The organism is Marichromatium sp. PS1 (assembly GCF_041155115.1).
Taxonomy (GTDB): Bacteria; Pseudomonadota; Gammaproteobacteria; order Chromatiales; family Chromatiaceae; genus Marichromatium; species Marichromatium gracile.
Genome location: NZ_BAAFHB010000005.1, coordinates 684303 through 705637 on the forward strand (window position 1 = coordinate 684303; position 21335 = coordinate 705637).

18 protein-coding genes are annotated in these 21335 nt (G+C 67.7%); 5 read left to right on the forward strand and 13 right to left on the reverse strand.

Annotation, left to right across the window (positions count from 1 at the left end; all coding sequences use genetic code 11):
- Positions 1 to 8: 8 nt before the first annotated feature.
- The 4 genes from ACAM26_RS15315 to ACAM26_RS15330 are packed head-to-tail and all read right to left on the reverse strand — an operon-like array spanning position 9 to position 7099.
- Positions 9 to 2165 carry a putative bifunctional diguanylate cyclase/phosphodiesterase gene (locus tag ACAM26_RS15315; protein WP_369614025.1) on the reverse strand — a complete coding sequence of 719 codons (2157 nt, stop codon included), beginning with the start codon at positions 2163 to 2165 and terminating at the stop codon, positions 9 to 11.
- Positions 2166 to 2177: 12 nt separating this feature from the next.
- A complete protein-coding gene (locus tag ACAM26_RS15320) occupies positions 2178 to 4547 on the reverse strand; it encodes an ATP-binding protein (RefSeq protein ID WP_369614026.1) in 2370 nt (789 codons plus the stop codon).
- 1 nt (position 4548) lies between these two features.
- Positions 4549 to 5061, reverse strand: coding sequence for a YfiR family protein (locus ACAM26_RS15325; RefSeq protein WP_123140881.1), 513 nt, complete (start codon positions 5059 to 5061; stop codon positions 4549 to 4551).
- Positions 5062 to 5089: 28 nt separating this feature from the next.
- On the reverse strand, positions 5090 to 7099 hold the full coding sequence (locus tag ACAM26_RS15330; protein WP_369614027.1) for a TonB-dependent receptor plug domain-containing protein: 2010 nt from the start codon (positions 7097 to 7099) through the stop codon (positions 5090 to 5092).
- A gap of 167 nt (positions 7100 to 7266) precedes the next feature.
- Here ACAM26_RS15330 and ACAM26_RS15335 point away from each other — a divergent pair, with 167 nt between their 5' ends.
- Complete coding sequence (locus ACAM26_RS15335) at positions 7267 to 8187, forward strand: alpha/beta fold hydrolase (protein WP_369614028.1); 921 nt, start codon at positions 7267 to 7269, stop codon at positions 8185 to 8187.
- Between the two features lie 532 nt (positions 8188 to 8719).
- On the opposite strand, the gene pufA is transcribed toward ACAM26_RS15335, so the two are convergent.
- From pufA to queC, 5 genes are all read right to left on the reverse strand, one after another.
- Complete coding sequence (gene pufA, locus ACAM26_RS15340) at positions 8720 to 8881, reverse strand: light-harvesting antenna LH1, alpha subunit (protein ID WP_123140879.1); 162 nt, start codon at positions 8879 to 8881, stop codon at positions 8720 to 8722.
- 25 nt (positions 8882 to 8906) lie between these two features.
- Positions 8907 to 9044, reverse strand: coding sequence for a light-harvesting protein (locus tag ACAM26_RS15345; RefSeq protein ID WP_062278067.1), 138 nt, complete (start codon positions 9042 to 9044; stop codon positions 8907 to 8909).
- Positions 9045 to 9904: 860 nt separating this feature from the next.
- Positions 9905 to 10546 carry a 7-carboxy-7-deazaguanine synthase gene (gene queE / locus ACAM26_RS15350; RefSeq protein ID WP_123143218.1) on the reverse strand — a complete coding sequence of 214 codons (642 nt, stop codon included), beginning with the start codon at positions 10544 to 10546 and terminating at the stop codon, positions 9905 to 9907.
- A complete protein-coding gene (locus ACAM26_RS15355; protein ID WP_123140876.1) occupies positions 10543 to 11640 on the reverse strand; it encodes a 6-carboxytetrahydropterin synthase in 1098 nt (365 codons plus the stop codon). Before ACAM26_RS15355 ends, queE begins: the two co-directional genes overlap by 4 nt.
- Positions 11637 to 12332, reverse strand: a complete 696-nt coding sequence (gene queC, locus ACAM26_RS15360; protein WP_369614029.1) for a 7-cyano-7-deazaguanine synthase QueC — start codon at positions 12330 to 12332, stop codon at positions 11637 to 11639. The genes ACAM26_RS15355 and queC overlap by 4 nt, the downstream gene beginning before the upstream one ends.
- A gap of 272 nt (positions 12333 to 12604) precedes the next feature.
- Between queC and ACAM26_RS15365 the strand changes: the two genes are divergently transcribed.
- Entirely contained in the window at positions 12605 to 13303 is a 699-nt protein-coding gene (locus tag ACAM26_RS15365) for a cytochrome b/b6 domain-containing protein (RefSeq protein WP_369614030.1), read from the forward strand.
- Between the two features lie 74 nt (positions 13304 to 13377).
- Here the strand turns inward: ACAM26_RS15365 and ACAM26_RS15370 are convergent, their stop codons facing one another.
- From ACAM26_RS15370 to ACAM26_RS15385, 4 genes are read right to left on the reverse strand one after another with little or no spacing between them, the layout of a single operon-like run.
- A complete protein-coding gene (locus ACAM26_RS15370) occupies positions 13378 to 13845 on the reverse strand; it encodes a cytochrome c (protein ID WP_123140873.1) in 468 nt (155 codons plus the stop codon).
- Positions 13846 to 13879: 34 nt separating this feature from the next.
- The gene (locus tag ACAM26_RS15375; protein ID WP_223806155.1) at positions 13880 to 15379 is read right to left on the reverse strand and encodes a diguanylate cyclase; all 1500 of its coding nucleotides are present in this window, start codon (positions 15377 to 15379) and stop codon (positions 13880 to 13882) included.
- On the reverse strand, positions 15372 to 15950 hold the full coding sequence (locus tag ACAM26_RS15380; RefSeq protein ID WP_223806156.1) for a YfiR family protein: 579 nt from the start codon (positions 15948 to 15950) through the stop codon (positions 15372 to 15374). Before ACAM26_RS15380 ends, ACAM26_RS15375 begins: the two co-directional genes overlap by 8 nt.
- Positions 15951 to 15975: 25 nt before the next feature.
- Complete coding sequence (locus ACAM26_RS15385; protein WP_369614031.1) at positions 15976 to 18042, reverse strand: TonB-dependent receptor plug domain-containing protein; 2067 nt, start codon at positions 18040 to 18042, stop codon at positions 15976 to 15978.
- 642 nt (positions 18043 to 18684) lie between these two features.
- On the opposite strand from ACAM26_RS15385, the gene ACAM26_RS15390 reads away from it, so the two are divergent.
- The 3 genes from ACAM26_RS15390 to ACAM26_RS15400 are packed head-to-tail and all read left to right on the forward strand — an operon-like array spanning position 18685 to position 21329.
- A complete protein-coding gene (locus ACAM26_RS15390; RefSeq protein WP_123143224.1) occupies positions 18685 to 19017 on the forward strand; it encodes an STAS domain-containing protein in 333 nt (110 codons plus the stop codon).
- Positions 19018 to 19023: 6 nt separating this feature from the next.
- On the forward strand, positions 19024 to 19452 hold the full coding sequence (locus ACAM26_RS15395) for an ATP-binding protein (RefSeq protein ID WP_369614032.1): 429 nt from the start codon (positions 19024 to 19026) through the stop codon (positions 19450 to 19452).
- Positions 19449 to 21329, forward strand: a complete 1881-nt coding sequence (locus ACAM26_RS15400) for a PP2C family protein-serine/threonine phosphatase (RefSeq protein WP_369614033.1) — start codon at positions 19449 to 19451, stop codon at positions 21327 to 21329. The genes ACAM26_RS15395 and ACAM26_RS15400 overlap by 4 nt, the downstream gene beginning before the upstream one ends.
- The last annotated feature ends 6 nt before the right edge of the window (positions 21330 to 21335 follow it).

Here is a 21335-nt window from a genome sequence, read left to right on the forward strand (position 1 = left end):
CCTCTCCCCTACTCCAGCTCCTCGCTTGCCGTTGCGGCCATGATGCGGATCGCCTGGCAGATCTCGGGGATCGTCGCCGGCGCAACCGGACGACTGAACAGGAACCCCTGCACCTCGTCGCAATGATGCGCGCGCAGCAGTTCGAGCTGCGAGTGACGCTCCACCCCTTCCGCGGTCACCTTCAGCCCCATGGTCTCGGCCATCGCCATCACCGCCTGAGCAATGGCGGCATTGTCACGGTCACGCTCGATATCGACCAGGAAGGACTTGTCGATCTTCAGCCGGCCGATCGGGAAGCGGCGCAGATAGCTCAGGCTCGAATAGCCGGTACCGAAGTCGTCGACGGCCAACTGCACCCCGATGGTCTTGAGCGCGCGCAGGGTGGTCACCGTCTCCCGGGGCTGATTCATCAGCACCGTCTCGGTCAACTCAAGCTCCAGCGAGGTCGGATCGAGTCCACTCTCGCGCAGCACCTGGGCGACACGCTCGGAAAAGCCGGGACGCGCGAACTGGTTGGCCGAGACATTGACCGCCACCCGCGGGATGAACACCCCCTGGGCACGCCAGCGCGCCAGCTGTAGACAGGCCTGGCGCAGCACCCAGTCACCGATCTGCAGGATCAGTCCGCTCTCCTCGGCCACCGGGATGAAGAACTGTGGCGAGACCGCGCCCAGCTCCGGATGCGTCCAACGCAACAATGCCTCGACCCCACTGACCTCACCACGGTGCAGATCCACCTGCGGTTGGTAGTGCAGGGCGAACTCGTCCTTGGCGAGCGCCTGATGCAAGGCGTTCTCGATCCGCATCCGCTGGCGCATGTCATCGTTCATGCTGACGTCGAACAGCCGATAGGTGTTCTTGCCGGAGCGCTTGGCCTGATACATCGCCAGGTCGCCGTTGCGCAGCAGGTCGGTCGCGTTCTGCGCATCCTGCGGAAACAGGGTGATGCCGATGCTCGGGGTCACCACCACGGTGGTGTCGTCGAGTTCGAGCGGCTCGCTCAGATCGCGCTGCAGCTGACGCACCACCCGGATCGCACCACGCACCCCGCCGACATCGGGCAACAGCAGCGCAAACTCGTCGCCACCGAGGCGCGCCAGACACTGCTGCGCATCGGGATCGGCCTCGCAGGTCTTCGACCAGCTGACGCTCAGGCTCGCAGACAGGCGCTCGGCGACGGTCTTGAGCAGCAGGTCGCCGAGATGGTGCCCCAGGGTATCGTTGATCTGCTTGAAGTTGTCGAGATCGAGGAACACCAGCGCACAGGCATGGCGGCGTCGGTGCATCACCGTCAGCACCTGCTCGAGACGCTGCTGGAACAGCACCCGGTTGGGCAGTCCGGTGAGGGTGTCGAAGAAGGCGAGCCGATGGATGCTGGCCTGAGCCTCCTGCAGCGCGGTGATGTCCTGGACCGCGCCATAGCAGCAAACGCCGCCAGGCGCCACGGAATGCGAGGGCTCGACGAACTGACGCAGATGGCGCACCTCGCCCCCGCTGGTCAGCACCCGGTGGTGCAGCTCGGCATCGCGATCGCACCGTTCGAGATGCGCGAACCAGTCGATCACCGCATCGCGCTCATCGAGCGGCACCCGCTCGACCAGGGCCTCGAGGCCACAGACATCCCTCGCGAGCGTGCAATCGAGGATCTCGAGCGCCTGTGCCGACCAGCGTATCCGTCCCTCACCGGGGAGCCACTCCCAGTCACCGATCCGCGCCATCCGTTGCGCGGCGGCGAGACGCCGCTCGCTGAGCAACAGCGCCTCGGTGGCCTCACCGGCACGCACCATGTAGCGAATGCGGTGCACCATCACCGAAGCGATGATCGGCTTGACCGCAAAATCGGTCGCCCCGGCTCGATAGGCCTGCTCGATCGAGCCCTCGTCGTCGAGACCGGTCATCATCAGGATGGGCAGATAGTCACCCCCGGGAAGCGCACGCAGCCGCGTACAGGTCTCGAAGCCGTCGAGGCCCGGCATCATCACATCGAGCAACACGATCTCGGGCAGCCCCTCGGCGGCCACCCAGGCGAGCGCCTGCACGCCACCATCGACCTCCACAACCTCCATGCCGCACTGCTCCAGGGCCTCGGCGAGCAGATAGCGCGAGGTGACGTCATCGTCGACGAGCAGCACGCGGATCGGAGAGACGGCGAGATGTGGACGCATCGGAAGATATCCTCAGGAGTCGCGCTGCAGCCGCTCGAGCGCGGCGACGAGTTCTCGGAACTGGGCCTCGGCTGCGGCGAGGGTACCGCCTGCCTCATCCAATGCGCCAGCGCGGGCGAGCCGTTCGAGGACGCGACAGGTCGCGGCGAAGCCGTGAGCGCCGAGGTTGGCGCTACTCGATTTGAGGGTATGCGCGGCAAGCTGGACCAGCTCGGCGGCGTCACTCTCCAGCCCCTGGCGCAGCTCCGACATCAATTTCGGGGCGCTGTCGAGATACAGGCCGATCACCTTGGTGAGCGGATCGGGCCGACCGTCACGACGCAATGCCCGGATCGAGTCGAGTACCGCCGGATCGAGCAGTGGCGGCGCCCCACCTCCACCCCCGCCTCCCGCCTCCGGCGACCTGGCGACGACCCAGGGAGCAATGCGCGCGGCAAGTTGGCGTTGGGAGAAGGGCTTGCTCAGATAACCGTTCATGCCGGCCTCGTCGCAACGCTGCTCGATCCCCTTCTGCACGTTGGCGGTGAGCGCAATGATCGGGACCGATGAAGCAGGCCGCTGCTCGCCTTCGAGTCGACGGATCGCTGCGGTGGCGCTGAACCCATCCATCACCGGCATGTGGCAGTCCATCAGCACCAGGTCGAACGCATCGTGGGCAAACGCCTTGACCGCCTCTTCTCCGTTATCGGCGATGATGACCTCGAGCCCGAGGTCCTCGAGCATCAGCGTCGCCATCTCCTGGTTGACCGGATTGTCCTCGACGAGCAGAACCCGGCCGCGCAGGGTCGAGTTCGGGTCGGGCTCGGGCTCGTGCTCGACCCGGCCGGTCTCCAGTATACCGGGAGGGACTCGACCGCAGGCCTCGTCGAACCGCGCCTCGAGGGTAAAGGCGGCGCCCCGCCCCGGAGCGCTGTCGACCCGGATATCGCCCTCCATCATCCGCGCCAGCTGGCGACAGATCGCCAGCCCCAGCCCGGTGCCGCCGTAGTCGCGGGTGATCGAGCCGTCGCCCTGGGCGAAGGCCTCGAAGATGTCCTCCTGCTGCGTCGGATCGATGCCGGGACCGGTGTCGCTGACGGTCACCACCAGGATCAGTCCACCATGCGCCCGCTGCCGGGTCAGCGCGCGTACCCGGACCTCGCCGGCGGCGGTGAACTTGACCGCATTGCCGATCAGGTTCATCAGGATCTGACGCAACCGCGCACCATCACCGTTGACCCGCACCGGCAGGTCCTCGGGCAGCTCGGTCTCGAGCCGCAGCCCCTGGATGCTCGCCGACTCGGCGAACAGCTGCACCGTGCCCTCGATCAGTGCCCGCAGCTCGAAGTCGTAACGCTCCAGGCTCAGCCGCCCAGCCTCGATCTTGGAGAAGTCGAGGATGTCGTTGATGATCTCGAGCAACGCCTCGCCCGAGCGCTGGATGGTCTCGGCGAAGCGGATCTGACGGGCATTCAAACCGCTCTTGCGCAGCAGCTCGGCCATGCCGAGCACGGCGTTCATCGGGGTCCGGATCTCGTGGCTCATGGTGGCGAGGAAGTCGCTCTTGGCCCGGCTCGCCGCCTCGGCACGATCGCGCGCTTCGGCCAGCGCGGCCACGGTATGCTCGAGTTCTCGGGTACGCGCATGCACCTGACGCTCGAGATCCTCCCGATAGCTCTCGAGCCTGAGATCGCGCTGCTGGATCTGGTCGAGCATGTCGTTGAAGCCGTGGACCAGCGAACCGAGTTCGTCGCCACGCGACTCGCTCACCCGCACGCCGTAGTCACGCGCGCTCGAGACCCGCTCCATCGCCCGGGTCAGCGAGAGGATCGGCGCCGAGACCAGTCGTTGCAGCCAGTGCGCCAGCAGCAGCGCGGCGACCACCGCCGCGATCAGGGTGAGCGCGCTGATCGCCAGCGAGCGGTTGAGCGCCGCACGTACCCGCGCGGGGGTGTCGAGCAGATGGACATGGCCGATGACCTCGTCGTCGATGACGATGGCGCGCACCACGTGCAGATGATCGGGCTCGATGCCGATCCCCGGGTGTCCCTTGCCGCCGGGGCCGTACTCGTCCGGCGGCAAGGGCTCGGCACTCGGCGGGTAGCGCGCGAACAGCCCGCCGTCGAGGTCGTAGACATAGGCCCCGAGCAGCTGCGGGCGATCGGCGAGCGCGGCCAGGGTCCGGGCCGCGGCCTCGGGATCATCGAAGGTCAGTGCCGCGGCGACGTTGTAGGCGAGCATGTCGCCCAGGGCATTGAGCTCGTCGATGGCGCTGCGCTGCAGCACCTGGCGCTGGTTGAGTCCGTGACTCGCCCCGGAGAGCAGCAACACCGCAAGCGCCACCACCAGCATCAGCAGCATCAGCTTGTAGCGGATCGAGAGCCGTTCCAGCCACTGTCTCATCTCAGTCCCTCACCACGTCGACGGCCAGTTTCAGCAGCTGTGAACTGATCCCGAGTCCTGCGGCCCGCGCACTGGCGGCATTGATCTCGAAGCGCAGCCTGCGCTCGACGCGCACGAAGCGCACCATGCCGCCGGCGGCGACGAACTCGGGGATCTCGCTCACCGTGAGCACCGGCCGTCCGGCAAGCGATCTCAGCACTGCGGCAAGAAAGGGACGCTCGGAGTCGGCGACATAGACGATGTGGCAACTCTCGAGCGACTCGCCACGCGAGCGGCGCACCACCGTCATCGACCGTCCCTGGACCTGCTTCCCGTTCAGCGCCTCCAGCGCCTGAGCCGACTCACTGCGTCCATAGACGCACAGATGCAGGGACTCGGCGCGGGGTGGCCAATGGATGAACTTGGAGAAGTTGTAGAGATAGGCGGCCATCAACTCGCCTTCCTCGACGCCGGCGCACACCGCAGAACCATAGAGCAGCATCGAGACCATCAGTGCCCCGCAACGACGCCGCATGCGCCGAACCGCGCGCCGAGAGGAGCGCTCAGAACTCGAGACGAACCGAGGCATAGACGCCGCGCTGGACCTCCAGCGGCAAGGCTGCGAAGGCCTCCGGGTAGCCTTCCGGATGCGCGAGACTCAGCAGATTCTGTCCCACCAGGGCAAGCTCCAAACCCGCGCGCGGGCGCCAGGCCAAGCGGACATCCAGCTCCCAGTAGGCGGGGATGCGGCTGTCGCTGAACCGACCGATGTCGAACGGCGGGTAACTCGAATCGACATAGCGCAGCCACAGATCGAGGTCGACATCCTCGCGCGGGTTCATCAACGAGCGCAGCGAGAACTGCTGGCGCGGATCGGCACGCGCCAGGGTCTCGTTGCTGCGATCGAGACTGGACTCCGGCACCTCGAGTTCGACCTCGAGATAGCCATAGGCCAGCGCCAGCCGCCACCACTCGCGCAACTGCCACTCGGCGGCGAGTTCGACGCCATAACCAGACCCGCTGGCCTGGTTGTCGAAGGGCAGGCTGAAGTAGAGCGCATCGCCATCGGCACCGCTCTGCACCACGCCGTCGCCCGAGGAGCGCAGGTCGTCGTAGTCGTTGTAGAACAGCGTGAGGTCCAGGTTCAACCGCGACGATGGGGCCAGCCGCCAACCCAGTTCATAGGCGATCAGCGACTCGGAGACGAAGTCGTCGTCGCCGGCGGTGGCGAACACCAGCGACTGCGGCCAGGACCCCGGCAACCCGGACTCGATCACCCGGGCCCAGACCTCGGCGCTGCGCTCGGCGCGCGACGGTGTGCGCACCGCACGCGAGACCGAACCCCACACCGAGGAGCGATCCGTGGCGTGCCACAGCAGCCGGATGTTGGGTTGCAGCTCGAACCCGGTGTAGTCGTTGTGCTCGAACTTGCTTCCCAGGGTCAGGTGCAAGCGCCCCGGCACCAGATCGATCTCGTCCTGGAGGAAACCGTTCCAGAGTTCGCGTGATTCGGCGTCCGGGTCGAGATCGACCAGCACGCCGCCACTGAAGTCGTCGGCGACATGCCGATAACCGAGCCCCCAGACCAGGTCATGACGCGCGCCCAGCATCACCCGGTGCTGGAACTCGACATCGAGGATGTCGTGGCGCTGCGAGACATAGTACTCGTCGCGCTCGACATGGTCGTAGTAGAGCTGCAGCGACACCTGCGAGCTGACCGACAGCGCCCGCTCCCAGCGTGCCAGGAAGTTCGCGCCGCTGGCCTGCAGGCGATCGTCGACCGCGACATAGCGCTCCGGCAGCACCTCGGGGGCGGGGACGTTGAGCTGCTGGCGCAGGTTGCTGCGATAGAGATCGCCCTGAACGGTGAGACGATTGCCGTCGGCGAACCGCGAATCGACCCGAAAGCCGCCCTGACCACTGTCCCAGTCGTCACGACCACCGTCACCATCGAGGGTGATCAGCGCGTCATGGTCCTGATACTTGGCATAGAGCCGGGCGAAGGTATCGGGCGCGACCTCGGCGCCATAACGCAGCGCCGCCATCGCCCGCTGCTCGGAGCCGGCGCCGAGGCTCGCCAGCCCGCCCAAGGTATTCTCGGCCGAACGGGTGATGATATTGATCACGCCGTTGACCGCATTGGCCCCCCACAGGGTCGCGCCCGGACCGCGGATCACCTCGATGCGCTCGATATCCTCGAGCAGCGGGTTGTGCTGCTCCCAGTAGACACCGGAGAAGCTCGGCGTGTAGAGGGTGCGACCGTCGATCAACACCAGCAGCTTGTTGGCGAAGCGACCGTTGAAACCGCGCGCAGAGACCGCCCATTTGTTGGCGTCGAGCCGGCTGACCTGCAGCCCCGGCACCATCCGCAACAACTCGGGCAGCGCCGTCGCGCCGCTGCGCCGGATGTCCTCGGCACCGATCACGAACACCGCGGCGGCGGCATCGGCGAGCGCCTGCGACTTCTTGCCGACCGAGGTCACCTCGACATCGAGCAGCTCTTCCAGGCTGAGTTCGGTCAGGTCCTCGCCGCGCACCGGCATCACCAGCAAGGATGTCAGCAGGGGCAGCATCCATCCTGCCATCATCCGCATCGCCATAGACTGCCTCCACCGTGTTCTGGCAACCGCGCCATCATCAGCTCCTGACAAAGAGACCGCTATCGAGCAGCACTATAAACGTCCGGGCGTCGCATCGGGTAGGATCCGGCCATCGCCAACATCACCCCGAGAGGCAACCCATGAGCAACGCCGTTCAATCCTCCAGCGCACCGCATATCCTGCACGTCGCGCAACGCGCAACACTGAGCGACGCACTCGACGCCCAGCGCGGCACCTTGCAGGCTGCCGGCGGCAGACTTGCCTACTACGCCGACACCACCGCAACGGGACGCCCGCTGGTACTGATCCACAGCATCAACGCCGCGCCCAGCAGCTACGAACTCCGTCCCCTGTTCGAGCACTATCGTGGCAAGCGTCCGGTCTACAGCCTGGAGCTGCCCGGTTTCGGCCACTCGGAGCGCTCGGCGCGCAGCTATACCCCCGAGCTGTTCGCCACCGCGATCCATGAGTTCCTCGAACAGGTCGTCGGCGCCCCCGCCGACCTGCTGGCGCTGTCGCTGAGCAGCGAGTTCGCCGCCCGTGCCGCGCTCACCGCACCGGCGCGCGTCGCCTCGCTCACGCTGATCTCGCCGACCGGTTTCAGCGAGCGCGAGCTGCCCAGCGAGCGCACCGGGCAGGTCCTGCGCCGGGTGCTCACCCTGCCGCTGCTCGGGCGCGCGCTCTATGCCCTGGTCGCCTCGCGACCGAGCATCCGTCACTATCTCGGGCGCTCCTTCACCGCCACCCCGCCGCAGGCGCTGATCGACTACGCCCACGCCACCTCGCACCAACCCGGCGCCCATCACGCACCGCTCCACTTCCTCTCCACCCTGCTGTTCACCCGCAAGGCGCGCGAACGTCTCTACGGCCGGCTCACCGATCTGCCGGTGCTGGTGATCGCCGACCGCGATCCCTACATCGACTTCGCCGCCCTGCCCGGCTTCATCGCCAACCACCCCAACTGGCGCAGCGAGCCCCTGGCCCCGCACCTCGGCCTGCCGCACTGGGAGCGTCCCGAGGCGACCATCGCCGCGCTCGACACCTTCTGGGCAAGCGCCTGAGACACGGGGAGGGCCAGCGGCCAGCGGCCAGCGGCCAGCGGCCAGCGGCCAGCGGCCAGCGGCCAGCGGCCAGCGGCCAGAAGATTGAACCGCAAAGCCGCCAAGGGCGCGAAGGGAAGAAGGGCCTCCTGCGGTCAACCTCTAGCGAGCGGCGCGGGCTTGTCTCGTACCGCCTGGGTTGACTGCAAACCGACACTGGCGGCTGGCCGCTGATGGCTGGCCGCTTTCTTTGCGTCCTTGGTGTCTTTGCGATTCGAATCAGCTTCCAGCGACCAGCTGACAGCCTCCAGTGGTAAGCCGCGTCGGCGCAGGAGGCTTGCATATCCAAACCCCTTTGCGTGCTTCGCGTCTTGGCGGTTCAATCTTCTGATCGCTGATCGCTGATCGCTGATCGCTGATCGCTGATCGCTGATCGCTGATCGCTGACAGCTGTCAGCGCTCTCCCAAACGACAACGACCCCGACGGTCGCAGACCGTCGGGGTCGTTGGGAGCGGCGACCCCGCGCGCGGCGAGGCACGGCTCAGCGCGCGATCAGTTCCAACCGAAGCCGGCCGCGAACACGACGGCGTGCACCGCCAGCGCGATCACCAGCACGGCGTAGAGGATCGGCATCAGCCAGGTCGCGGGGTTGACCACCATCCAGATCTTCCAGTCGTCCTGGGGATTGCTCGGCTTCATGGTGTTTTCGCTCATGTTGATTGGTCCTTGCGGAGGGGGATCAGAACCAGGGCTTGGTCGCGATGAGGAACAGGTGCACGACGGCTGCGAGTCCGACGAACGCGGTGTAGGTCACCTTGAACTGTTCGTGGAACTCCTTCGCCTGCGCCTCGGTGATCCCGGACGTGTTCGCCTGCACGGCTGCAGGAGCAGCCTGCTGAGCCGGCGCTGCCTGCTGCTGCACGGGTGCCTGCTGCTTCGCGGGTGCCTGCTGCTTGTTGGCCGCCTTGGCCGCGCCGCGCGATTTGCCCGCGCCACCCTTGGGAGCGGAGAAGGATTTTTGATCAGCCACAGTGGCCTCCTGAGGGGTTAGAGATGATGTCGCCGCCTCAATCATGCGTTAAGGGAGACGCCATGACCCCGACCGCGACAGCTGGCGCGGCTCACCCGTGCACACGTCTCGCGCGTTCGGATGGACCCGCTCTGAGATCTTGAGCATGTCATCTTATATTGACACCAAGCAATGTCAATAACGATTTACAACAGCCCCCCCTGGGCAGAAACCAATCGCAAGGGAAAGCGGCCAGCGGCCAGCGGCCAGCGGCCAGCGGCCAGCGGCCAGGAGATTGAACCGCAAAGCCGCAAAGCACGCAAAGGTGAGAAGAGCTTCCAGCCATCAGCCTCCAGCCGCCAGTGGCCGCCTGTCTTCGAGTGTTGGTCGGAAACGCATGCCAACCGGTCGCTGACAGCGAATGGGGAGTGGCGCTATCGTCGACGCCGACCATCCACTGGCGGCTGGCCGCTGATGGCTGGCAGCTTGAATCCCTGCGCGCCCTTTGGGCCTTTGCGGTTCAAAGCAGCTTCCAGCGATCAGCCTCCAGCCGCCAGTGACTGCCTGTCTTCGAGTGTTGGTCGGAAACGCATGCCAACCGGTCGCTGACAGCGAATGGGGAGTGGCGCTATCGTCGACGCCGACCATCCACTGGCGGCTGGCAGCTTGAATCCCTGCGCGCCCTCTGCGGCTTTGCGGTTCAATCCGCTGGCGGCTGGCGGCTGACCTCAGGGCAGCCCGACGAGCTTGTGCATCTGGATGCCGAGCCGCCAGCGCGGATCGGCGAGGCAGTGAGCGGCGGCGGCCTCGGTGTGGGCCGCGCGCTCGGCGTCGTCGAGCGGCTGGAGGATACGGTGCTCGAAGGCGAGTCCGACATAGCGCTCGGGCTCGGCGCCGGGCTGCGGATAGACCAGCTTGAGTTCGTCGCCACGGCGCACCATCAGCTCGGTCCCGGCCTTGGGGCTGATACAGACCCAGTCGATCCCCGCCGGCAGTGCCAGGGTGCCGTTGCTCTCGACGCCAACCTCGAAGCCATGCGCGTGCAGTGCCGCGATCAGGGCGACATCGAGCTGCAGCGCCGGCTCGCCGCCGGTACACACCACATAAGGGATGGCCTCAGGGTCGGCATCGCGCGGCCAGCACGCGGCGATGTGCGCGGCGAGTCGCTCGGCGTCGACGAAATACCCACCGCCGGCGCCATCGGTGCCGCGAAAATCGGTATCGCAGAAGCGACACCGGGCGGTGGCGCGATCGCGCTCCAGCCCCGACCACAGGTTGCAACCGGCGAAGCGACAGAACACCGCCGCGCGCCCGGCCTGGGCGCCCTCGCCCTGGAGGGTGTAGAAGACCTCCTTGACCGCGTAGCTCATACCGGCAGCGCCGGGCCCTGCGGCCCCCAGCTGAGCACCGCGCCACACCCCGGGGTCTGGTGCAGGTCGATCCGATCGAGCGCGGGCAGCGCATCGCCGACCTCGGCGCGGATCCAGCGCGCCAGCGCGCCCGGCGCGGCCTGATCGATCCCCGGCAGGGTGTCGAGACGGTGATGGTCGAGCCGCGCATAGACCGGCTTGAACAGCCGCTTGACGTCGCCGTAGTCGACCGTCCAGCCCATCACCCGGTCGAGCGGCGCACACAGATGCAACCGCAGCAGATAGCTGTGACCGTGCAGCCGACGGCGCGCATCGCCCTCGGGCGCGGCGCTCAGGCTGAGCGCGCTCTCGAAGCGCTGCTCCTTCCAGATCCGGTAGCTGCTGCCGTCGAACTGGCAGCCGGCGGTCGCCGTCTCGTAGACGCTGACCCAGGACAGCGGCGCGAACTCGGGCTTGAGCCGCGCCCAGATCCAGGCGGCGAGCATCTCGCTGGTGGGGTTCTCGAGCCCGGGGATGTCGTTGAGACAGGCATGATCGAGGGTGGCGCCGAGCGGCGCCCAGAGGGCGTCGATACAGTCGTAGTCGACGCCCATGTCCTGATCCTCGGCCAGGGTCTGGTCGGCGTGGAGGATGACCTCGAAGCCGTGACCGTGCATCCGCCCGCATTGGTGCCCCTCGGGGACGTTGGGCAGCTGGTGGGCGGACTCGAAACGGAAGCGTCGCCACAGATGGCAATGGCCGTCGGCATCGAGGTCGACGCCCTGGTCGCGGGTGCTGTGGATACCGACCGACTCGACCCCGTCGAGGGCGAGATGATCGCGCACCCAGCGCGCCAGGTTCTCGTCGGTGGGCACCCGCAGCCGGGTGTTGAGATCGGCATAGTCGAGCGGCGCGACCGCCTCGGCGAGACGCTCGCGCAGCGCGTCGGTCTCGGCGCCGGCAAAGGGCGCCCAGCCGGGCGCCAGCTCGGTGCGCACCCGGGCGAGGAAGCTGTGGCCGTGGAGCGCGCGGCAACGGTGCTCGGCAGGCAGCACGGAGACGTGACGGGCCGCCTCGAAGGGGGCGGCGGCGACATGGAGAAGACGTTCGGTCATGGGTTCTCGAATCGGTTGAGCAGTGGATCGGCGACCCCGGCCTCGGCGAAGCCCTTGGCGCGCAGCAGGCAGGAATCGCAGCCGCCGCAGGGACGGCCGTGCGCGTCGGGGTCGTAGCAGCTGGAGGTGAGGGCGTAGTCGACGCCGAGCGCCAGTCCGCGCTGGATGATCCTGGCCTTGGTCAGGTCGATCAGCGGGGTGTGGATCCGCAACCGCTGACGCCCCTCGACCCCGGCGACGGTGGCGAGGTTGGCCATCTGCTCGTAAGCGGCGATGTACTCGGGGCGACAGTCGGGATAGCCGGAGTAGTCGAGGGCGTTGACACCGATGAAGATGTCGCTCGCCCCCAGGGTCTCGGCCCAGGCCAGGGCGAAGGAGAGAAACACCGTGTTGCGCGCCGGGACATAGGTGACCGGGATCGCCGAGTCCATCTCCTCCGCGGAGCGCCCCTTGGGCACCGCGATGTCGGCGGTCAGCGCCGAGCCGCCGAAACGACGCAGATCGATATCGGCGATCACATGCTCGACCACCCCGAGCTGCGCGGCCACCCGCGCGGCGGCGTCGAGCTCGCAGCCATGGCGCTGACCATAGCGAAACGACAGCGCATGGGGGGCGAAGCCCTGGTCCTTGGCGATCGCAAGCACGGTGGTCGAGTCGAGGCCACCGCTGAGCAGCACCACTGCTGGGGTCATTGGGTCGTGTCTCCGAAAAAAGCGATTGTCCGCCGGGGCGTGCTTGGCAGGGTTCGGCCCGGTGGGTGAAACTGATGGCGAGCGCGGGCGTCGAACCCCGCGGCGGGCGCGCCGCGAGCCCGTGCCGGGATTGTCCCGCCGCGCGGCCAGCGCGCGCAACGACGATCGTCAGCGCCCGCCGTCCGGAACCGTCGCCGCCCGAGGCGCGACGGCCCTTATCCGGGTCGTGACCGATCACGTCCCGGACTCAACCGAACCATGGATCGATCATCATGCAAGCATACCGTATCCGGCTCTGGGATCTGCCGACCCGGGCCGTGCACTGGCTGCTGTTCGTGCTGGTGGTGGCGGCCTACGTCACCGGCGAGATCGGCGGCAACCTGATGACCTGGCACGGCTGGATCGGGCTGGCGATCGCCGGTCTGATCGCCTTTCGCGTCACCTGGGGGCTGGTCGGCTCGACCTATGCCCGCTTCAGCCAGTTCGTGCGCGGCCCGCGCGCGGTGCTCGACTACCTGCGCGGACGCTGGCACGGCGCCGGCCACAACCCGCTCGGCGCGGTCTCGGTGCTGGTGCTGCTCGGCATCCTCGCCATCCAGACCCTCACCGGCCTGTTCGGCAACGACGACATCGCCTTCGAGGGACCGCTCTACCCGCTGGTCTCCAAGGACGTCAGCGACTGGCTGATCGGGCTGCACCGCCAGGCCTACTGGCTGATCATCGCGCTGGTCTCGCTGCACGTGGCGGCGATGCTGTTCTACGCCCTGGTGCGCAAGAACAACCTGGTCATCCCGATGATCAACGGCGTCAAGGAGGTCGACGACCCCGCCATCCCCTCGGCGCGCGGCGGTGGACCGATCGCCCTGGTGTTCGCGCTGCTGGTCGCGGCACTGGTGGTGTGGATCGCCGCCGGCGGGCTCTTGCCCGCCCCGCCACCGCCACCACCGCCGGGCAGCATCCCGGCCTGGTGAGGCGATAACGCAAGAGGCCGCCCGGAGGCGGCCTCGTCGTTCCATGGGTCCGTCACCGGACCCGGGCCGGGCGATCAGTCGTCGGCGCGGAACTTGTCGTGACAGGACTTGCAGCTCTGGCCGAGCTTGCCGAAGGCATCCTGCACCGCGGCCTGATCGCCAGCGGCGGCGACCTCGGCCATGTTGTTGGCGGCGGCGATGAAGTTACGCGCCACCTTGCCGACCTCTTCCATGTTCTCGAAGAACTCGGGCTTGACGTCGGTCTCGACGTCGCCCACGTCCTTGTCGGTGCCGGGACCGTAGAGCGCGCCCATGCCCGAGTTGGCGATCGCGGCGATGGCGTTGGCCGCGGCCTCGACCTGCCCCTGATCAAAGTCACCCTGGAGGTTGGCCTTGATCTTACCCATGTTCCAAGCCATGAAGCTGTAGCCGGCCTGACGGTACTGGATCTGATCCTCGGGCTTGAGCTCGGCGGCGGAGGCGACACTGGCGAGCGCGACGGCGAGGACGCCGGCGACAGCGCTGGCTGGCATGCGTTTCATTGACTATCTCCCTTAAACGTAACTGACGGTCGGTTCATCCGTCTCGCCCATGCTGGCGAGCGCCCCCAATGTCGGGGCGTTGATCGAGCAATTCAACCCCGGTTGGCGACATATCGGTCAAGACCTGATCCTTGCCCGCCTTCTTCGCCCGATAGAGGCTGTCGTCGGCGAGCTTGACGAAGGCGTCGACGGAGACGCCGTTGAACTCGCACACACCGCCACTGATGGTCACCCGCAACCCCGCCTGCGGCCACCCCAGCGCGCTGACCTGCACCCGGATCCGCTCGGCCACCTCACGGGCCGCCGAGAGATGGGCATGGGGCAGGATCACCATGAACTCCTCGCCACCATAACGCCCGATCACATCGACCTCGCGAACGCACTGGCGCAGCTCCTCGGCCACCCGCACCAGCACCTCGTCGCCCACCGGATGGCCGTACTGATCGTTGATCTTCTTGAAGTCGTCGAGATCGAAGAGAAAGATCGACAGCGGCTGATGATAGCGGTGGAACATGTCCACCTCCTTGCCCAGCATCGAGAACAGATAGCGGCGGTTGTAGAGGCCGGTCAACCCATCGGTGAAGGAGGCCGCGCGCAGCTCCTCCTGGATCGCCTTCAGTCGGGTGACATCGACCAGCGACACCAGCCGCCCCTGACCTCCCGAGAAGCGCAGCTCGACCGTCGACACCAGCGCCCAGCGCAACTCGCCGTCCTCGGTCGGGATACACATCTCGCGCTGCTCGCCATCACCGCTCGGCAGTCCGGCGGCAAGCAGATAGCGCCAGTCCTCACTGTTCAGATCGCCGGCCATCCCCTCCAGCGCGAGATAACGGCGCGCCGCCTCGTTGGCCCGCGACAGGCTGCGCCGCCCCGGCTCGTGGAGCACCATCGGGAAAGAGGCCGCCTCGAAAACATTGCGCAGGTTGGACTCGCTCTCGCCGAGGCGGCGCAGCAAGCGGCTGATACCGACCCAGGCCAGGGTGATCAGCACCAACATTGTCCCCGCACCCCACAGCAGTTTGCCACGCACCCCGGCGATCAGCTGCTGCAGGAACTCGGGATTGGCGTAGAACCGGACCACCCCGATGAGCAGATGGTCGCGCGGGTGATAGAGCGCGATCGGCACCAGCACGCAACTCTCGCAGCCCAGGTCGCCACGCGTCATGTCGAGACACCCCTTGGGCAGATCCAGCATGTCGTAGTCGAGCACCAGCTCGATGCGATGGATGAAGGCGATGCCGGTCGACTGGTCCTCGAGCAGCAGGATGGCATCGAGTGCCGCCTGCAGCTCGCCACGCAGATACTCGGGGCGGGCCGTACCGTCGAGCAGCCGCTCGAGTCCCGGGGCCTGGGCCTGGGCAAAGGCGCGTGACTGGCTCTCGTAGTGCTCGCGCAACAGGGGTTCGAGCGCGAACATCCAGTAGACGCTGCTGACGGCGATGATGGTGGCACCCAGCAGCGCGAAGATCAGCGCCAATACTCGCTCGAATCTCAGCGACGCCTGGCCCAGCATCACCATTGCGCCTTTATTCATGGATCTTGGCCACCTGCAGGAAGAAGGAGCGGAACCGAATCCCGGCACGCTCGGCCTGCCCGAGATTGACCAGCGGCAGGATACGGTCGGCCACGTGCAGACCGGCCACGGCGCCACGCTCGACGTCGCCGGCAAAGGGGGAGAATACCAGCACACCGTGCTCGCGCGACCAGGTGCGCAGCTGCCCGCTCGACAGACCCGGGGTGGCGACGAAGATCGCCCCCGGCGGCCCCCGGCGCCAGCGCTCGGCATCGAGTTCGTGGGCGGGCAGGGTCTCGACCCGCAGCGGATGATCACGCACCGTGGCAACCCCCCCGAGCACCTGGGCCGCCTGACGCGCGGTATCCAACGCACCTTCGTAGACCACCACCACGTGCAGCACATCACCCGCGCCGAGATGCCTCTCCAACCCCTCGAGCGCCCCCAGACAGGCGGGGAAGAGCTTCAACCCGACGCGCAATCGCTGCTCGTCCTCCGGCCACAGCCCGGTCCGCTCGGCCATTGCCTGCCCGGTATACAGCCAGCCCCCCAGCAGCAGCGGCCAGCAGAGCGCAAGAGGAGTGATGAGCACGCGCCATCGCGACATCGGAGCGCCCTCAGAAGCTGTATCCGACCGACAGCCACCAGCGCCGCCCCGGCGTCGGATAGCCATCGGGATAGACCAGCCCGACGCCGTCATAACTGGTGAGCTGATCGGGGAGCCAGACCTCGGTATCGGTCAGGTTCTTCACCCCGAGGTGCAGGAAGGGACCACCGCCGACCTGACGATAGCTCAGCGTCAGGTCGAGCTGGGTACTGGCATCGACCGCATCGCGCGGATCTCGCTCGGCGCGATGTCGCGGCCCGACATGGCGCAGCTGCAATGCAGCGGTCCAGCGCTCGTGCGGTCGCCAGAGCAGCGCGAGATTGGCCAGCAGGTCGGCGCCGCCGGCCAGCGGCTCATCGCTGTCACGCCGACGTGCGTCCACCAGCGAGAGGTTGGCGTCGATCTTGAAACGAGCACCGAAGCGGTGCTGGTACTCCAGCTCGACCCCCTGCAGCCGAGCATCCGGTCCATTGACGAAACCGTCGAGACCCTGGTCGTCGAACTGGATCGGGCGGGTGAGATCGGAGTGGAAGAGGATCAGTCGCGCCTCCCAAGTCGGTCGCTTGAAGATATAGCCAAGCTCATAGCTGGCGATCTCGCCGGCGTGCAGATCACCTGCCGGGGCGTATTCCAGTTCGTAGAAGGTCGGCGGACGAAAGGCACGGGCGTACTGCAGCTTGAGGATGTTCGACGCGTCGATCCGCCAGACCGCAGCGAGCCGCGGACTGACCAGCGAGCCGACGTCGCTGTAGTCGTCGTAGCGCAGCGTCGCGGTCAGCATCACCCGCTCGCTGAGGTTAAACTGGTCCTGTATCAGCGCACTGAGGATCCGCCGCGAGCGGGCGGTGTCGAGCCATTCCGGCTCGAGCGCGAACGGCAATCCCGACCACGCCCAGCTCGCCTCGTCGATCTCGACATGGGCCGCCTCCAGACCGAGCAGCAGCGCGTGTCCCTCCAACCCGTACCAATGGAGATCGGCGACGGCCTCGTAGCGATGCTCGCGGTAGTCCTGATCCATGAACACCGCCTCGTCGGCCAGATAACCGGCAGGGAAGACGAACAATCGATCGCGATCACGTTCATGCTCGATGGCCTCGGCCCGCAGCTCGAGTTCGAGCGTCTCGGAGAGCGCCATCCGGTGGCCCAGCTGCAGCGCCACATAGCGCTGGCGCGCGGCCAGATTGCCGTCGTCGGGCGGGAGGAAATGGTTGATGCCGAAATGATCGCCATTGGCGTCGTCGATCAGCCGCAGCTTGGCAAAGCTCGCGCCCCAGCGCAGATCGGTGAGGAGGGCACGATAGCGAAACGCGGCATTGGCCGGCCCCGGTGCATTCGACAGCCCATCGAGCCCGAGCGGATCGAGGGCATCGCGCTCGACCCACGCCTTGCCGCCATCGCCCTGGGTGCCGGCCAGGTTGACCGAGACCTCCAGATCACGCGTCCGGTCCTCCCAGAACCAGCGCCCGGTCACGCCCTGAGCGCCGCCGTCTGCGACCATGGCCCCGAGCACGCGCTCTCGGGTGCGCGTGATGACATTGACCACACCGGCAAAGGCATACTCGCCATGGACCGACGAACCCGGCCCGCGAATCACCTCGATGCGCTCGACCTGCTCGATGGGCATGTTGAGCACCGGGTTGGCGGTGGCCATCATGGTCGAGTTCATCGACATGCCGTCGAGCAGCACCTTGATGTTGCCCGATCCATAACCGTGTCCGACGCCCCGACTGAGGACCTGTCGCTCACCGGTCACCTCGAGCGCCGAACTCATCCCCGGGACCAGCGCCAGCGCCTCCCAGACGGTGCGCGCACCGCGCGCCAGCATCTCGTCGCCGAGCAGGATGGTCGCCATCCCGGGGACGAAGTCGGCGTTCATCCCGCTACGGGTGGCCAGCTGCGTCTCGGTCTCCAGCAGATCGAGCAGACCCGCGATCTGATCGGCCTCGGTGCGCGCGGCGCCCTGTGCCTGCCCCCAACACACCAGCCCGACGACACCGACCAGCCAGCCAAATTGCCAGGATCGCCGCTCACCCGAGCGGCCACCCCGTCGACTGTACACATCACACAGCGAATCCATACACCCTCGACTTCCTTCGAGTTGAGTCCATCCCTACCAAGCGGACAGCGAGCGCGGGAACACGACCCATGGCCTCGAAATGCATCGAGAAGGCGGCGATCATCCCCTTCTTCCTCGTATCGGCCCGCCGATTAGAGCATGCCAAGAGGCCCGCCAGGAGTCGGCACGGACAGGCGGAGCGACCAGCCGCGGGTCGGCCAAGGGCCAGCGGATCGCGATCGGGATGCAGCGCCGCCGACAGCGCCTGCCCCACCCCGCCTTCCAATACGAGCGAGACGGGTGCTAGCATCATGACGCCCACAGCCATGTCGGCAGTGATGCGAAAAGGGACAGACAGCGATGCTGATCAAATCAACGCTGGGGGCCACTTCGGCCATCCTGCTCATGCATTCTTGGCTATCCACCGACGCCGCGCTCCCGGTCCATGAGGCGCCGACCCAGCCAGTCGGAGAGCAGCTTGCGGGCTGCCCGCCTTTCTGTGCCAACGCGCCCGCTCCGACCAGTCTCGATACCCTCGCCAGCCACCCCGGCTGACGGCCATTCCCCGCAAGTGCCCCTCGGCTCCAGCGGGGCACCGACACAACGCCGCTGGTGTCCTCCAACCACCCTCAGCACAGCGCTCCGCAACGAGGAGATTGAACCATGGAGCTAGCCGTTCAGCAGACACCCAGTGCGCAGATCATCGCCCTCCGCGGCAGGCTCGACACCCTCACCGCGCCGAGCTACGAGGCCCGGGCGCTCGCGCTCATCGATGACGGCGCCACCCGCATCGTACTCGACCTCGCCGGGCTCACCTACATCAGCAGCGCCGGGCTGCGCTCGCTGATCGTCACCGCCAAGGCCTTGCAGCAGCAGGGCGGCGTCCTGTTGCTCGCCAGCCTCACCGGCAATGTCCGCGACGTGTTCGAGATGGCGGGACTCGACGCCATCTTCAAGACTTACGACTCCGTCGCCACGGCGCTCGACGCCGCCTAGGGGCCGGTGACGACCCAGCGGCTCGAACTCCCGGCCGAGACCGCGGCCCTGCCCCGGGCGCTGGCCTTCGTCGTCGCGGCGGCCGAAGGGGCCGGGCTCGCAGCCGAGGCCCGGGGACGGCTGGAGCTGGCCGTCGAGGAGGTCTTCGTCAACCTCTGTACCCACGCCTACCCCGTCGATGCGCCAGGCTGGGCCGAGATCAGCACCCACCACGCCGACGACCGCCTGACGATCGAGATCCGCGACGGCGGCACCCCCTTCGACGGCACCCGCGCGCCGACACCGGACCTGACGCGACCGCTGGCGACACGCCCGGTCGGTGGTCTCGGCTGGGTGCTGGTCCGCCGTCTGGTCGACGCCCTCGACTACCGTCGGGTCGACGATGGCAACCTGCTGCGCCTGACCATGCGCCTCCCCGGCCAACCACGCCGATGAGACGCCCAAGCATCGCCGCCCGGCTGAGCCTGATCGTCTCGCTCTACACCTCGGCGATCCTGCTCGCGGTACTCGGGGTCGACTATCTGCGCTCGCTCGCCACCCTCGAGGCCGAGATCGACCGCGGCGCGCGCCTCCAGACCGAGGCCACCGCCAACGCCCTCGAGATCCCGCTGAGCGCAGCCGCCCACACCGCCCGCGCGCTGGCCGCGGCGCTCAACCACGGCCACTTCGACGACGCCGGCGCGCGCGAACTGCTGCGTCAGGGCATCGCCGACAACCGCGACGTCCTCGGCGGCGCCCTGCTCTTCGCCCCGTCCCCGACCGGCACGCCACGCCCACGCGACCATGACTGCCGTTGGCGCGGCACCGAGGTCGAGTGTCTGGACGGGCGCGAGGTCGAACGCGGCCCGACGGACACGCCCCTGCCCCACCCGGCGCCGGTTGACGGGCTGTCCTGGTCGCCGCCCTACTTCGACGACGACCTCGGTCAGGCGCGCATGGTGACGCTGAGCGCCGCCTTCGACGGCGGTCGGGTGAGCCTCGACCTGAACCTCGACCGACTCACCCGCGAGGTCGCCGCGCTGCGCCTCCTCGACAGCGGTCACGCCGCACTGCTCGACGCCGGGGGCACCTTCATCACCCATCCCCTGGCCGGTCTGGCGCTGCGCCGCGACATCCACGCCGTGCCCGAGGCGCTCGGGCTCGATCATCATCCCGAACGCGCCGCCGAACTGCTCTCGGGGCACCCCGGCGTGATCGACGGGGTCGATGTCTCGGGCGATCCCATCCGTCTCTATCACGCCCCGGTCGCCCCCCCCGGCTGGACCCTGGTGGTAGTGCTGCCGGCCGAGGAGATCGACGACGACGTCCGCGCCCTGGCGCTGACCACCAGCGCCATCGGCCTGCTCGGGCTGGCGCTGATGCTGGTGGCGATCACCCTCAGCGCACGCGCCATCACCCGACCGCTGCGCCGACTGGTCGCGGCGACCCGCGAGGTCGCCGCGGGACGACTCGACACCCCGCTTCCGGTCCACCCGCGCGCCGACGAGATCGGCGACCTCACCGTCGGCTTCGCCACCATGACCCGCTCGCTGCGCGATCACATCGAGCGTCTCACCGCCAGCACCGCCGCCCAGGCGCGCATCGCCAGCGAGCTGCACATCGCCCACGACATCCAGCTCTCGATCCTGCCGCGACGGCTGGCGCCGCACCCCGCCTTCGAGCTCCACGCCCTGGTCGAGCCGGCACGCGAGGTCGGCGGCGACTTCTACGACTGCTTCGCCCTCGATGCCGAGCATCACTGTCTGGTGATCGCCGATGTCGCCGGCAAGGGGGTGCCGGCGGCGCTGTTCATGGCGGTGGCCAAGACCCTGGTCAAGGCGACGAGCACGCCCGGGCGCGGCCCCGCCGAGGTGCTCGAGCGGGTCAACGCCGAACTCGCCCGCGACAACCCGCGGTGCATGTTCGTCACCCTGTTCTACGCCGTCCTCGATCATCGCAGCGGTGAGCTGATCCATAGCAACGCCGGACACAACCCGCCGCTGCTGCTGCGCGCCGAGGGCAGCATTGAACCCCTGCCCTCGCAGCGACAACTGGTGCTCGGGGTGATGGAAGGGGCGCACTATCGCGACGCGCGCGCCCGGCTCGCGCCGGGCGATCGCCTGCTGCTCTACACCGACGGGGTCACCGAGGCGATGGACGCCGAGGCCGGGCTCTATGGCGAGGCGCGACTGCGCGAGGCCCTGCGCGCGCTCGGCCCCGGCTCACCCCGGAGCCTGGTCGAGGGCCTCCTCGACGAGGTCCACGCCTTCGCCGACGACATCACCCTGATGGCGCTGGCCTATCGCGGCGCGGGCACGCCGCTCGGGGACTGAGCCGCG